Consider the following 13425-nt stretch of genomic DNA (forward strand, 5'->3'; position numbering starts at 1 on the left):
CCACAACCCGCATGTTTACTGGGCTAAAGATATGGCTCAGGTGGGCAGTACCCTAACGGATGGTTGGAATGTTGAGGTTGGAGTTCCGGGATGGACTTCTAACTTACTTGGTCAGACTATCTACCTACGGAGTTGAGTAGGTCTGCCTGTGCCATAGAAACATGGCCCTCTGCGCCGACGATGATGTGGTCCATCAAGCGGACATCAATCATGGCGAGCAGGAACTTGAGCTGGGCGGTGAAGTGGATGTCTGCATTGCTCGGTTCAGGTGAGCCAGAAGGGTGGTTGTGACAGACGATCAGAGAGGCAGCATTGACCTCCAGGCAGCGACGCAGGATGACACGCTCATGAATGTGGGCTGAGTCGATCGTTCCGCGGAAGAGCTGCTCAAAGTTGAGAAGCCGGTGCTGTGTGTCGAGGTACAGACAGCAGAACACTTCATCTGCCTCTCCTGCCAGTTGAAGCTGGCAGTATTCGTTTACCTGGTTTGGGTGTGTAAACACTGGTGATGTCTGCAGATGGGACTCCAGGATGCCAACGGCCTCGCGGATCGTGGCCTGGTGACGGGCGTTGAAGGGGAGTCCTTTGAGGATACGTCCGTGTGGAGCTGGGAGGTTTTCAGTTTTCATGTGAGTCCTTATCAGGGGGTAGGTGCAGTGAGACCAGTAGGCCTCTGCGGGTTGTGAATCAATGAAGTGGTAGTTGGCCCTATGAACCCGGGCCAGGCCCATTAGTCGGCCGGCCTGCTGGAGATGAGTTGCAAACCAGTGCAGGATCACAGGGGGGGGGGGGGAGTTTTGATTGTTGAAGCGACATGACAGTTACTGCCGTCGTAGGCAGATGAGATACCTGCCTTAAAGGTTTTCCTAAACCTTTTTAGCCCACCGGGTTGATATAGCCGTGTTGGGCCTCTGTGGAGGGCTTAGTACACCGGGTACAGGTGAGAGGTCGCTTCCGACGTAGTTTCAGAACCCAACTCTCGAGGCCTCGCTATCACTGACTTTGGTGCCTGGGGCCGTGGTCCTGGATATTCTGTGGAGAGGTGCTTAGCCCCTCGGGTGGGTATCGGTTCTGAAAAATCATAGTTAGGGTATCGGGTTGCTATGGTTTGATCGGACTAGGGGCCTGTCGGCACGTTGTCGGCAGAAGCGTCGTAATCGAGGTCTCTGAGGATCAATTTGAGAGAGGGTGATATTAGTAACCTATTGATATATAAGGAAATATGGTCGGTGTCGAATAATTCAAATCCTGCCGTCCCGACCAAATTTCTCTTACAAATCAGCCGCTTACGGTAATCCCGGAGCGGCTTTTTTGTTTTCCGGGTTTCGATTTTCCCTGTTTTTCTGGCTCCACCCCATACACGCGGGATGGGCCTCCACGCGTAGCTGATAAGTAATGCCATCCCACCCGCAGTGGGTCAGCACTCCAAAGCGGTAACTCGCAAAGTTCCTCAAGCCGTAGGCCCTCCTGGAAAGGGGTTTATCTACGCTTTGACGCTTTCAGGGAGAGCGCTATCACACTGCGAACAGCGGGTTGAGTACGAGTGGAGGATTAGGAAAATGGCCAAGCGCTTACCGGAGTAGTTCCCCGATCCTCTCAAGGTCCCTCACCTTCATCGTGCAAGTTAATTCCATGCTCAGTAGGGGTTAGATTGGTGAGAAGCCCGCTTTCGCCTGTTTCAAGACATCTGGACTATCCTTTACCGGCGACCGTGAGGCAATAAGGGCCCGATTTATGACTGATGAAAAGGCAGATATGACTGATGTGGAGTCAGTGAGAACCCATTCCCTGTTACGCGCGGAACAGCACATCATCCGCCTGACCTTTTGGCAAACGGTCCTCTCGGTCGTCGGTGTGTTGATTGCGGTCCTCGCCCTGTATGCCGCGCTCACTGAATCCGCTGCCGTTCGCCAGCAGACCGCGGCCGCCGTTTGGCCCTTCGTGCAGGTGATGCTCGAAGACTATGACACGGGAGACGCCGCGGGATTCACGTTGGCATTTACGAATGCCGGTGTCGGGCCCGCAAAGATGCGGGACGTTCGCATCAGTGTCGGTGGTAACGTCACCCGAAACTGGTCTGAGCTGGTTGCCAGTGTTGGGGGGGACACTGGAGCCGCGGTCAGCCGTAGCTTTATCAGTGATCGCGTCCTCCGACCTGATGAAAAGGTCGTCGTTTTCAGTACGACCGATGCTGATCTGGCGCGGAAGCTTTTTGGCGTCGTCAGCGAGCCGCGAGGCGAGGTCATTTTCTGCTACTGTTCAATTTTTGATGAGTGCTGGCTTGCGGATAGTCGCAAGAATTCGCAAGCGCCAGAGTTGGTCGAGGTCTGCCCGGACTACGGCGATGAGGCATATTTCAACTAGCGGAGGTCGTCCTGGTACTGGCCCGGGTTCCATTTGATGAAAAAGGCCCGCTTCTTTAGGCGGGCCTTTTTATGTCCGACAATTTCGTTCACTACTTTGGGCTCAGTCTTCCCCGGGCGGGGAGTCGTTGTCGCCTTCCAGGGAGTCCGGCGGCGAGGCGATAAAGAGCTCCACGCCGGCCTCGATATCGGCATCGGTGATGCGGAAGGTTGCGGTGGGGTAGGTGACGCCTTCCTTGTGGGCGGTCACGTTATAGGTCGCGTTCACCGGCATATTCAGCCAGGTGACGCCCCCGTCCACCGACACGCTCTCCTGGTTCAGGTCCGGGATCACGGCTTTGTTGAAATAGATCGGGCCGATGGCGTCCGGGGTGTCCGGGCTCAGCGAGACCAGGGCGCCGGGGTCGCCGTGGGGCAGGCGGTCGTCGTGCATGGAACCCCAGGACTTGCCCACCGTGACCACCATCGCATTGGAGAAGAAAAAGTTGGGGTGGCCGTTGCTGCGCATCAGGTTTTCCACGAAGGGCAGCATGCCGTACTGGTAATAGTAAGGGTCGATAAACTGGATCGCGAAGTCGGTATTGTCTTCGTCGTTGATGGTGTTGACGTTGGTCTTGGTGGTAATCCAGTCCTCCTTCTCGTAGATGAAAGAGAACTCCAGGTCCGCGCCGCGGTCCTTCAACACGTACATGGTCCACCAGCCGGAGGCGTCGGTCTGCAGGTTGCGCTCGCGGGTTTCGGGGTACTCCGCGATCCATACCAGGGTCTCCGGAACCGTGGCGTGGTAGTCGATATATTCAGGGGGATCGACCTGTATATCGATGCCGAAGTGGTTGGTTTTGCCCATCAGCTTGACCAGGCTCAGTGAGGGGCCGAGGATGTCGTCCTGCAGCGGGACATCCGGCGCCGCCTCGTGTTCGTCGACGATGTCCTGTACCAGGCGGCTGGGGACGCGCGCCTGGGTAAGCACCAGAATGTTGTTCTGCAGTTCCACCTCCGGGCCGTCGTTGCCACTGTCGCTGCAGGCGGTGAGGAGGGTGCTGAAAAAAGCCAATACCAAGCTTGGCAGGAAACCTTGTCGTGCGGTCACGGTCATTCTCCCTGTTATTGTTATCGTGTTTCCGCGACCGATGTTAACAATGAATACACTTGCCCGCCAGCCCGCCAGCCCGCCAGCCCGCCAGCCCGCCAGCCCGCCGGCGCGGCCAGTTTTACTTCACTCCCTTACCGATGCGCTCGCTTCACGCACCGCCTTGAACTCCGACCCCGCCCGCCACCGCGGCCAGTGCGTGGAGTTACCCAAGTCTTCGATGATATGGCGGATCAATTCGATATCCTGCACGGCGCCGGTCAGGTCCCAGTCCGCCGACCAGGCATCGCAGGTTTTGTGGTAGCAGTTGCCGACATAGTCGGCGATCCACTGGTTGCCGGCCTCGCGGCCGCCATCGACGAGGTCGGCGCCGCCGGCGATGCCCATGATCAGTAGCACCGGGACACCCTCGCGGGCGAGGGAGAAGTGGTCGGCGCGGTAGAACAGGCCGTTTTCCGGCAGGTTTTCCTCGGTGACGTAGCGGCCCTGGGACTTGGCCACCCGCGCCATGTCCTCCTCAAGGTCGCTCTGGCCCTTGCCCACCAGGATCACGTCGCGCGCGGCGCCGGCGGTCTGCAGGATGTCGAGGGTGAAGTTGGCGACAGTGCTCTCCAGGGGGTAGACCGGGTCGCTGGCGTAGGCCTTGGAGCCGATGAGGCCCGCTTCCTCGGCGGTCCAGAAGGCGAACACCACGCTGCGCGCCAGCGGCGGGCCGGCCTTGAGCACCCGCGCGATCTCCAGGATGCCGGCGCTGCCGAGGGCGTCGTCGTTGGCGCCCGGGCGCACGGTGCGCCCCTGCTCGTCGGCGTCGCCGACGCCGAAGGCATCCCAGTGGGCGGAGGCCATGATCACCTCCCGGGGGCGCTCCGCGCCGGGCAGCAGGCCCAGGACGTTGCGGCTGTCGAAGCGGCTGAGGTTGATCGCCAGATCGGCGTTGAAATGGACCCCCGTCAATTCAAAGGCCTGAAAATCCGGGCTGCGCGCGGCGGTGCGCAGGTCGTCGAGATTGCGACCAGCCATGGCCAGTAGCTCGGTGGCCGCGTCGTTGTGCAACCAGCCCTGCACGGTGATGGCCGGTGTATCCGCCGGCTGGCTGCCCAGCGCGACCCGCTCGCCGGCACCGGCGGCGGCCACGCTCCAGTCGTAGCCGGCGGCCTCGGTTTCGTGGATCACCAGTGCGCCGAAGGCCCCCCGGCGGGCGGCCTCCTCGAATTTGTAGGCCCAGCGGCCGTAGTAGGTCATGCGCCGGTTGCCGAAGCGGCCGGCCGCGGGTTCCTCCGGCGCGGCGGCGAAGTCCGGGTCGTTGACCAGGAACACCGCCAGCTTGCCGGTAAGGTCGATATCGCCGAAGTCGTCCCAATCCTGTTCCGGGGCGTGCACCCCGAAGCCGACGAAGACCACGGGGATCTCTTCGGCGTCAATGGTTTCCAGGGCCCGCGCAGTGGCGAGGTCGATCGACACGCCCTGTTGCAGCGCCAGCTTCGACTGCCCGCCGGTGAAGGCCATGGTCGCGGGCGACTGGACCCGGGTGCGTATCATCGGCACATCCTGCGTCCAGCGCCCGTCGGGGCCGCCGGGCCGCAGGCCCAGCGCCTGCATGCGCGCGATGAGGTAGTCCACGGTTTTGGTTTCGCCCGGAGTGCCGGGAGCACGGCCCTGGAAGTCGTCCGAGGCAAGGATCTTGACGGTCCCGGATAGCCGTTCCGCCTGTATCGCTGGGCGGTTCTCGCCAGCCATGGCCTGGGCCTGCCAGGCGAGGGCGATGATGCCCATCAGTAGTCGCCACATGCACAGTTCTCTCTCTGAGGATTGCTGGCATCAGGGTAGCGCAGACCTGGCCGGGATTGAACGCGCGGGTGGCGATGTGACTTTGTGTCGCGCAGGCGAATGGCTATCCCGGGGAAGGCGGGTCTTCCGGCAGATGGCCCGCGGATTGCAACGGCGCGATCCAGTAGCGAATGGGGCTGGCGCCGCACACAGCCCGCAGCGAAGCCAGGAGCGCGGGTTCGTGCCGGGCGCAATGCAGCACCTCAACCCGGCACATCCGGCGGTAGCCCGCGACCTGCTCGCGCACATCGTACTGGCTGTGCTCCCGGCTGTAGCCGTCGATGGCCTGCAGGCTGAACCCGGATACTTCATCCAGCTGCACCAGGGCATCGATCAGGTCGTCGCGGATGCCCTCGGAGAAGATGGCCACCAGTAGTTGCTCTGTCATGTCGTCCTCCTTTGCAGCCAGAGATAGGCCATGGGCAGCGCATACAGGGTGATGATGGTTGAGCTGAACAGGCCGCCGGTGACCACGATGGCCAGGGGGCGCTGGATTTCCGCGCCCGGTCCGCTGGCGAAAATCAGCGGCAGCAGGCCGAACATCGCGGTGGTGGCGGTCATCAGGATGGGGCGCAGGCGCTTGACCGCGCCCTGGGTAACACGGGTTTCGTGGTCCGGAATGGTCGCGGCGGTCTGTTCGAAATGGCTGATCATGACCACGCCGTTGAGTACCGCCACGCCCAGCAGGGCGATGAAGCCCACCGAGGCCGGCACCGACAGGTACTCGCCGCTGATGAACAGGGCGACGATGCCGCCCATCAGGGCGAAGGGGATATTGGCCAGGATCAGCAGCGCCAGGGGCAGTGAGCGAAAGGTGGCGAATAGAATCACCAGGATCATCAGCAGCGCCGCTGGTACCACCAGCAGCAGGTTGCGGGTGGCGCGGACCTGGTTTTCGAACTCGCCGCCGAAGTCGATCGAGTAGCCGGTGGGCAGTGTGATCGCAGTGTCGACACGGCCCCGGAGTTCCTCCACAAAGCCTACGATGTCCCGCTCGGCGACGTTGCTGGTGACCACGCCGAAGCGGTTGCCGCGCTCGCGGTTGATCAGCAGCGGCCCCTCGCGGAAGCCGATGTCGGCGATCGCCCCGAGCGGCGCCAGGCTGCCGTCGGGCAGGTTCACCAGCTGCCGTTGCAGGGCGTCGATGCTCGAGGCCGGGTCCGGCTGCGCGCCGCGATTGGCCAGGACCAGCGGAAAGCGCTTCTTGCCCTCGATGATCTCCGATACGGGCATGCCCTCGAGTTGCGTGCGCAGGTGTCGGGATAGGTGTTCCACGGTCATGCCGTGGCTCGCGGCGATCTGCGGGTTCAGGCGGGCGTTGAGGAAGCGGCCGCCCTCGATCACCGCGGCCTGGATGTCCACCGCGCCCGGTATGTCCTGCAGCAGTTCCTGCACCTGGGCCACCAGGGAGGCGAGGGTGGCGATATCATCGCCGAACACCTTGATGGAAAGGTCGCCGCGCGAGCCGGTGAGCATCTCCGAGACCCGCATCTGAATGGGCTGGGTGAAGCCGAAATTGATACCGGGGAACTGGTGCAGGACCTCGCGCATGCGCGCCACCAGCTCGTCCTTGGATGCCACGGTCCATTCGTCGCGGGGGCGCAGTTCCATGAAAATGTCGGTTTCGTTCAGCCCCATGGGGTCCAGGCCGAGTTCGTCGGAGCCGGTGCGCGCGACGATCTGGCGGATTTCCGGTATCGCCTCGAGCAGCGCGCGCTCGACCTGCCGGTCGAGGGCGACGGAGGCCGGTAGTGAAATACTCGGCGACTTCTCCAGTTGCACGATCACATCGCCCTCGTCGAGGGTCGGCATGAAGGCCTTGCCGACGAAGCCGAGCAGGATGCCGCTGGCGGCCAGCAGCAGTGGCAGAGTGAACAGCAGGGGACGCGGGTGCCACATTACCCGGGAGAGGCTGCCTTGATAGGCGGCCTGTAGCCGGCGGATGTAGCCGGGTGTGCTGTCGCCGCCGGATTTCAGCAACAGCGAAGCCAGTACCGGGATCACGGTCAGTGCGAGGATCAGCGCCGAGATCATGGCGAACACGATGGTCAGCGCCACCGGGGTGAACAGTTTACCCTCCAGCCCGGTCATGGTGAGCAGGGGCGAGAACACGATCAGCACAATCACGGTGCCCGACACCACCGGCAGGGCGACGTCCTTGCTGGCGCGGTAGATCAGGTGTAAACGCGGCAGGCTGGGTTTCTGTGCCAGCTGCATGGTGATGTTTTCCACCACGACCACCGAGGCGTCGACCAGCATGCCGATGGCGATCACCAGTCCGCCCAGGCTCATCAGGTTGGCGGACAGGCCGAAGCCCGACATCCACAGGAAAGTCGCCAGTGCCGCCAGCGGCAGCGACAGCGAGAGCACCAGCGACGCGCGCAGGTCACCCAGGAACAGGGCGAGCAGGGCAATGACCAGCACCACCGCCATAAGCAGTGCCTTGGTGATGGTGCCCACCGCGGTATCGATCAGGGTTGAGCGGTCGTAGAAGACATTGAGTCGGGTGCCCGCGGGCAGCGTGGGTTCGAGTGCCGCAAGCTTGTCCTTCACGCCGGCGATCACATCGGCGGTATTGCTGTCCTTGAGCGCGACGACCAGGGCCTCGGCGGCCTCCTCGCCGTTGCGTGTGACCGCGCCGTAGCGGGTCAGGTGGCCGATGCCGATCTCGGCGACGTCGGAAAGCCGGTAGTTAATGCCGTCGCGGGCGCCGATGACCAGCGCGCGGAGATCGTCGATGGATTCCAGCCTGCCTTCGGTGCGCACGATCAGGGTATCGTTGCCCTCCACGATACGCCCCGCGCCGGCATTGAGATTGCTAGAGCGCAGCGCGTCCCGCAGGTCCGTCACGCCCAGCCCCAGCGCCGACATCTGTTCCAGGCGCGGCGTGATCTGGTAGGTGCGGGCATAGCCCCCGAGGATGTTGACATCGGCCACGCCCGGCACGGTACGCAGCGCCGGGCGCACCTCCCACTCGAGGATCTCCCGGCGCTGCATCAGCGTGAGTTCGGGATTCTCAAGCGTAAACATGAACATCTCCGACAGAGGGGTGCTCATCGGCGCGAGGCCGCCGGCGATGTCCGTCGGCAGGCTGTCCCAGAGATTGGCCAGGCGCTCGTTCACCTGTTGCCGCGCCCAGTAGATGTCGGTGCCATCGACGAAGTCCAGGGTGATGGCGGTAATGGCGTACTTGGTGGTGGAGCGCAGCATCTGCTGGCGCGGGATGCCCAGCAGTTCCGTCTCGATGGGGCGGGTGACCTGCTGTTCGATTTCCTCCGGCGTCATGCCGGGCGCCTTGAGAATGATCTTCACCTGGGTGGGCGAGATATCCGGGAAGGCGTCAATGGGAATCTGCAGCCAGGCGCGCGTGCCGAGCGCGACCAGCAGCGCGGCCAGCATCAGGACAAACAGGCGCTGGGTCAGGGCGAAGCGAATGGCGGCGTCCAGCACTATTCTCCCCCCAGGCCAAGCAGGATGCCTTGCACGGCGCTGACCGAGGCGGACAGTACCTCGCGATCACTCAGGGTCGCGTCGCAACGGACGAAGTAGCCCCCGGTGGTACTCGATACCACCTCTACGGGAACCAGCTCCAGCTGTGCGCCGGAGCGCAGCAGCACTGCCGGATCGCCCTCCCAATGCAGCAGCGACTCGCGCGGGACCTCATAGCCTTGTTGCGGGTAGAAGGGGGAGACCATGACCCGCTGGCCGGGCAGCCAGGGGCATTCAGGCGCGAGGGGGGCGCTCCAGGCGCGCCGGTGAAAGCCCTCCACGACGCTGTCGATGGCGTCGATGGCGAGGTCGCACTCGCCCCGCGCCAGCCGGGACGGGCCGCCTCCGGCCCCGGCGGGGATGGCGACGCGCAGGCGCAGGGCGGAGTCGGGCACCACCTGGGCGATTTCGCCTCCGGCGGCGATGCCGGGAGACGTCAATCGGTACAGCAGCCGTCCCGCCGCGGGGGCGGTGAAAAGGATGTGATCGGAGTTGTCGGGGGCTTCGCGCAGTAACTCGCGGAAATGGGCCAGGTGCTCGTGTTCCAGCCGCAGGCTGAAGTAGGCGTCGCTGATCTCGATCCAGCGTTGCTCGTCGATCGCCCGCCGCTGGTACAGCTCGCGGTTGCTTTCGAAGCGTTTGCGCGCGACCGCCAGGCGCTCGGCCGCGACCTCGTACTGGACAAGGAAATGGTGGATTTCGGGGCCTGCCAGCTCGGCGACGGGCTGGCCGCGGGTCACCGCCCCGCCCGGGTTCACCAGGTAGCGGATTCGCTGGATATGGTAGGGCGACACCACGCTCAGGGCGTCACCCGGCCGGAATCCCACGTCCCCCGCCAGCGGCGCTCCGGTGTAGCCCGCGCTGGCGGCGACTCGCGTGTAGTCCAGCTGTAGCGATCCGAGGGTGTCGATATCGATGCGCTGGGCCTGCGCCGGCGCGGCGCAAAATCCGGCCAGCGCCAGTGCCAGGATGGGTGTTTTCATAGGGGGATTCCCGCTGCCTGTTGGCTCATCGCGCGGTTCTGGCCGATGAGCAGTTGATTGATGGCCGCCTCGGACTGGCGGTCGAGGTCGGCGATCAGCCGCTTGATGCGGATTTCGCTCCCCAGTTCGTTGAGGCGTCCCAGCGCCGTTGCCTCGACGCTCAGCTCGCCACTGATGCCGGCGGCCTCGTCCAACAGGGCCTGGCGACGTTGCAAGTGCCTTGCCTCCAGCTGCAGCTGTCGCCAGCTCTGGGCGAGGGTCAGCTGCATTTCGTCGCGCTCCCGCGCATGCGCGCGCGCCGCCGCCTGCCACTCGCTGCTGCTGGACTGGGTGTCACTGCCGGCGAAGCCCAGAGGCACCTCGATCGACACGCCGTACTGGGTATCGTCGAAGGCCGGACTCTCCAGGTGTTTGGCGGCCAGGCGCAAGTTCCAGGGGGCGCCGTGGGCGCCGCCGGCGGCAATCAGGGCCTGCTGTTGCTCCCAGCCCAGATCCAGAAGCCGCAGGGCGGGGTGTGCCTGCCAGGCCTGGCGGTCGGTAACCGGGGCTTCCTCGATCCGCCGGGGCAGCGTGCCCAGGCCAGTGAGCGCGCGGTACCGCTCCCGCCAACGATTCTCCAGGGCCAGTTGATCCTCGTGTTCGAGGCGGGCGTCGACCAGCTCCTGGCTCACCAGCAGCAGCGCGTAGCGGCTTGCGCCGCGGGCGTCGAACAGCGCCTGGGTCCGCTCCCGCAACTCTTGCAGCAGGGTGATTTTGCGCTGGGTTTGCCCGGCGCGGCGCTCCGCGATGCTCGCGCTCCACAGTGCTTCGCGCACCAGGCCCGAGTAGTACAGCCGCTGCCGCTGGTGTTCCGCCTCCGCCAGGTCGGCGGCCAGCTGGCGCAGGCGCGCGTCCTGCTTGCGTAGAAAGGGCGACTTCAGCGGCAGGTTCAGTCCCAGTTCGGACTCGTCGGTGCCCAGTGGCTCCTCGCTGCGCAGGTAGCTCGCCTCCAGGGAGGGCAATGCCGCCAGCCAGGCCGAGGCACTGAAGGGCGGGGCCCCGGTCGCGGTCGCCGCGCCCCGGGTCAGGGCCGCCCGCGCAACCTCCGACAGGGGCAGCTCAGCCGCCGAGGTTGTGGCAAACGCTGTTGCCGGTGCCAGGAACGCGACCAGCAAAATGTGTCGGAATCGAGTGTATAGTGTCATGCCTGTCGTTGACCGCCGGGGCTGAAATCGGGGCCAATGTAGTGGCGGCCCGGCTGGCGCGCATCGGGCATCTGTCGGTGTTGGCGTTGTGGTACACTTGTCCCATATTCGATAACTTGCTGTTTATAAAGGGAAAATGAAAGATATTCTGATTGCGGCGGCGCTGGGCGTGATAATGGTCCTGAATTCCCTGGACGTGGTGACCGACATCAATCTCGGCGTGCCCACCTGGCACATTGTCCAGGAGTCGATGCTTGTCCTCGTCTCGGCGGTCGGCTTCGGCTATTTACTGTGGGAAATGCGCCGGCGCAGCCGGGAACTGAAGGCCCTCAAATCCAACCTTTCCCATGTCGACCGGCAATTGCAGACCATTACCGAGGAAACGCGTTGCGCGCGTACCCGTTACGGCGAGGCGATCCAGCGGCAGTTCCGCGACTGGGGGCTGACGCAGAGTGAGCAGGAAGTGGCGATGTTGTTGCTGAAGGGGCTCAGTTTCAAGGAAATCGCGGTGGTGCGAGACACCCGGGAGAAGACCGTGCGGCAGCAGGCCTCCGCCATCTATGGCAAGTCGGGCCTGGAGGGACGGCACGCGTTTTCCGCCTCGTTCCTGGAGGATTTCCTCGCCGCCTGAGGCGGGCGGGAGCCCGGCCCGCTAGGTAGTGGTGGTAAACAGTCGCACCAGGCCCACCAGGCTGACGCTCAACAATCCCGCGCCCAGTACCCGGAAAAACACCCGGGTGTCGGCGCGCAGGGTGTAGTCGTGAAAGCGCAGGCCCAGCACGTGGCCGATCGCGGCGCAGGGCAGCAGCCACAGGTGGTGCCGCCACTGCAGGTCGGTGCCGGTCCAGGCGAAGGCGGCCAGTTTGATGGCCACCAGTACAAACCACAGCACGAACAGGGTGTCGCGCAGCTGGTGCCTTTGCACCCGGCTGGCCGCCACCGGCACCACCAGGGGCGCGGCGATCAGTGAGGTGCCGCTGACGTAGCCGCCCAGCAGCAGGAACAGCGTGTCCATCGCGCGGTTCTTGCTCTTGAAGGGGCGGTCCAGCAGGTAGCTCACGGCGTAGGCGGCCACCACGATGAAGATAAAGCCGCTCACCACCGCGGTGGGCAGGGTCAGCACTCCCGCCACGCCGATCAGCTTGGGCACGATCATCAGCAGCAGCGCATGGCGCAGGAAGGGCCAGTTGACGGTGCCCTCTTCGGGCTTGCCGGAGTGCCGGAAATGGGCCTGGGTGATGGTGAGGCCGGAGAAAACCAGCAGGTGCACCGCGATGATCGGCAGGTACACCAGCGGCGCGTTGTGGACCATCAACAGGAAGGGCAGGGTCAGTACCGCGCCGCCGAATCCCAGGCCGGAACGCACAAAGCCGCTCCACACAAACAGGCAGGCAATGGCCACGTATTGCCAGGTGGCGAGGTCCGCCATGGTGGGCACTCCTTTCGACGCCGCTGCCGGTCCGCCCCTCGGGTGGCCACAGTGGTCAAAAGGGGGAGAGTCTACTACCGCCGCGCCGCGCGGGCTATTCCATCTCCAGCGAGCGCTGCCCCGTGCCGGAGGGGGTGCCGCGCTGCTCGAGGCCGGCGTTGCCGGCATCGGGGGCGTGTGGCGTGTTGAGTGTTTGCGGCAGCGGCTTGAACAGACTGGCGCCCCAGGTGTGCTGTGGCATGGGCTGCACCAGGTCGTCCACATCGATGATATCGGCGATGCCGACCGAGGGCTGGATGGCGCGGCCGCTGCCGCGCCGGTCATCCCAGCGCTTGAAGCGCGCGGCCGCCAGCCGGTGCTCGCGATCGAAGGCGAGCACCAGGAACTCCCCGCTGACCCGGGCGCCGCCCCAGTCCAGGGACAGGAAGTCCACGCCCAGCGCACCCAGGCTGAGGCCGAGGGTGTTCTCGCGTATCCGCCAGTATTCCCAGGCCATCAGGTAGCCCAGCTCCGAGCCGCTGATGCGTTGCGGAGGCCCCAGGGCGAGCAACACCTCCGCGATCGGCGTGCCGCGGTGGAGGTCGTTCCCGGATGTCTCCAGCGGGGAGCCCAGCTCGTAGTGCCACTGGGTGCAGCCCTGCAGCAGTGCCAGCAGCAGGGCGCCGAGCAGGCTAGCTGTCCTGGTCATGGATTTTGGTGGCGAATTCCGTCAGGCGGTCGTTGTCGTCGAAGATAAATACCGCGCGGTCGTAGCGGGTGTCGATGGCAAAACGGTTGTAGGCGATCAGGATCAGGCCCTCGCCCTCGGCCCGCTCGAACAGGTAGTACAGCACGGTTTCACCGCCCAGGGCGATGAGCTGGGAGGGCGGGCCGAGCTGCCGCAGCACCTGGGCGCGGGTGGTCTCGCCGACGACAAAACCGGACATGGCGGGGGTGTCCCAGGTCACGTCGACGCCGCGCTGGCTCTCGTACTGTGCGCAGGCGGTAAGCAGGCAGGCCAGCAGGCTGGCGATCAAAAGGCGTGGCATGTTCGTCTCCAGGTTGCGGTGAACCGCGTCAG

12 protein-coding genes are annotated in these 13425 nt (G+C 64.3%); 2 read left to right on the plus strand and 10 right to left on the minus strand.

Annotated features, from left to right (window positions below; translation table 11 throughout):
- Positions 1 to 116: 116 nt before the first annotated feature.
- Positions 117 to 629: a JAB domain-containing protein gene (locus JYP50_RS05070; protein ID WP_206559402.1), complete on the minus strand. Its 513-nt coding sequence runs from the start codon at positions 627 to 629 to the stop codon at positions 117 to 119.
- A 1105-nt stretch (positions 630 to 1734) separates the two neighbouring features.
- Here JYP50_RS05070 and JYP50_RS05075 point away from each other — a divergent pair.
- The gene (locus tag JYP50_RS05075; protein ID WP_206559403.1) at positions 1735 to 2364 is read left to right on the plus strand and encodes a hypothetical protein; all 630 of its coding nucleotides are present in this window, start codon (positions 1735 to 1737) and stop codon (positions 2362 to 2364) included.
- Between the two features lie 102 nt (positions 2365 to 2466).
- Here the strand turns inward: JYP50_RS05075 and JYP50_RS05080 are convergent, their stop codons facing one another.
- The 6 genes from JYP50_RS05080 to JYP50_RS05105 all read right to left on the minus strand — a co-directional run bounded on the left by JYP50_RS05080 (position 2467) and on the right by JYP50_RS05105 (position 10936).
- Positions 2467 to 3453 carry a hypothetical protein gene (locus tag JYP50_RS05080; protein WP_206559404.1) on the minus strand — a complete coding sequence of 329 codons (987 nt, stop codon included), beginning with the start codon at positions 3451 to 3453 and terminating at the stop codon, positions 2467 to 2469.
- 126 nt (positions 3454 to 3579) lie between these two features.
- Complete coding sequence (locus JYP50_RS05085; RefSeq protein WP_241262861.1) at positions 3580 to 5241, minus strand: M20/M25/M40 family metallo-hydrolase; 1662 nt, start codon at positions 5239 to 5241, stop codon at positions 3580 to 3582.
- A 103-nt stretch (positions 5242 to 5344) separates the two neighbouring features.
- Positions 5345 to 5668 (minus strand): DUF3240 family protein, encoded by a 324-nt coding sequence (locus JYP50_RS05090; protein WP_206559405.1) that lies wholly within the window; start codon positions 5666 to 5668, stop codon positions 5345 to 5347.
- On the minus strand, positions 5665 to 8730 hold the full coding sequence (locus JYP50_RS05095; RefSeq protein WP_206559406.1) for an efflux RND transporter permease subunit: 3066 nt from the start codon (positions 8728 to 8730) through the stop codon (positions 5665 to 5667). The genes JYP50_RS05090 and JYP50_RS05095 overlap by 4 nt, the downstream gene beginning before the upstream one ends.
- Positions 8730 to 9752 (minus strand): hypothetical protein, encoded by a 1023-nt coding sequence (locus tag JYP50_RS05100; RefSeq protein ID WP_206559407.1) that lies wholly within the window; start codon positions 9750 to 9752, stop codon positions 8730 to 8732. The genes JYP50_RS05095 and JYP50_RS05100 overlap by 1 nt, the downstream gene beginning before the upstream one ends.
- The gene (locus JYP50_RS05105; RefSeq protein ID WP_206559408.1) at positions 9749 to 10936 is read right to left on the minus strand and encodes a TolC family protein; all 1188 of its coding nucleotides are present in this window, start codon (positions 10934 to 10936) and stop codon (positions 9749 to 9751) included. Before JYP50_RS05105 ends, JYP50_RS05100 begins: the two co-directional genes overlap by 4 nt.
- A 136-nt stretch (positions 10937 to 11072) precedes the next feature.
- Here JYP50_RS05105 and JYP50_RS05110 point away from each other — a divergent pair, with 136 nt between their 5' ends.
- A complete protein-coding gene (locus JYP50_RS05110) occupies positions 11073 to 11567 on the plus strand; it encodes a helix-turn-helix transcriptional regulator (protein ID WP_206559409.1) in 495 nt (164 codons plus the stop codon).
- Between the two features lie 21 nt (positions 11568 to 11588).
- On the opposite strand, the gene JYP50_RS05115 is transcribed toward JYP50_RS05110, so the two are convergent.
- The 3 genes from JYP50_RS05115 to JYP50_RS05125 all read right to left on the minus strand — a co-directional run bounded on the left by JYP50_RS05115 (position 11589) and on the right by JYP50_RS05125 (position 13393).
- A complete protein-coding gene (locus JYP50_RS05115) occupies positions 11589 to 12365 on the minus strand; it encodes a sulfite exporter TauE/SafE family protein (RefSeq protein ID WP_206559410.1) in 777 nt (258 codons plus the stop codon).
- 94 nt (positions 12366 to 12459) lie between these two features.
- Entirely contained in the window at positions 12460 to 13053 is a 594-nt protein-coding gene (locus tag JYP50_RS05120) for a hypothetical protein (RefSeq protein WP_206559411.1), read from the minus strand.
- A complete protein-coding gene (locus JYP50_RS05125) occupies positions 13037 to 13393 on the minus strand; it encodes a hypothetical protein (protein WP_206559412.1) in 357 nt (118 codons plus the stop codon). Before JYP50_RS05125 ends, JYP50_RS05120 begins: the two co-directional genes overlap by 17 nt.
- Between the last annotated feature and the right edge of the window lie 32 nt (positions 13394 to 13425).

It is taken from the genome of Parahaliea mediterranea (assembly GCF_017255185.1).
Taxonomy (GTDB): domain Bacteria; phylum Pseudomonadota; class Gammaproteobacteria; order Pseudomonadales; family Halieaceae; genus JAFKCZ01.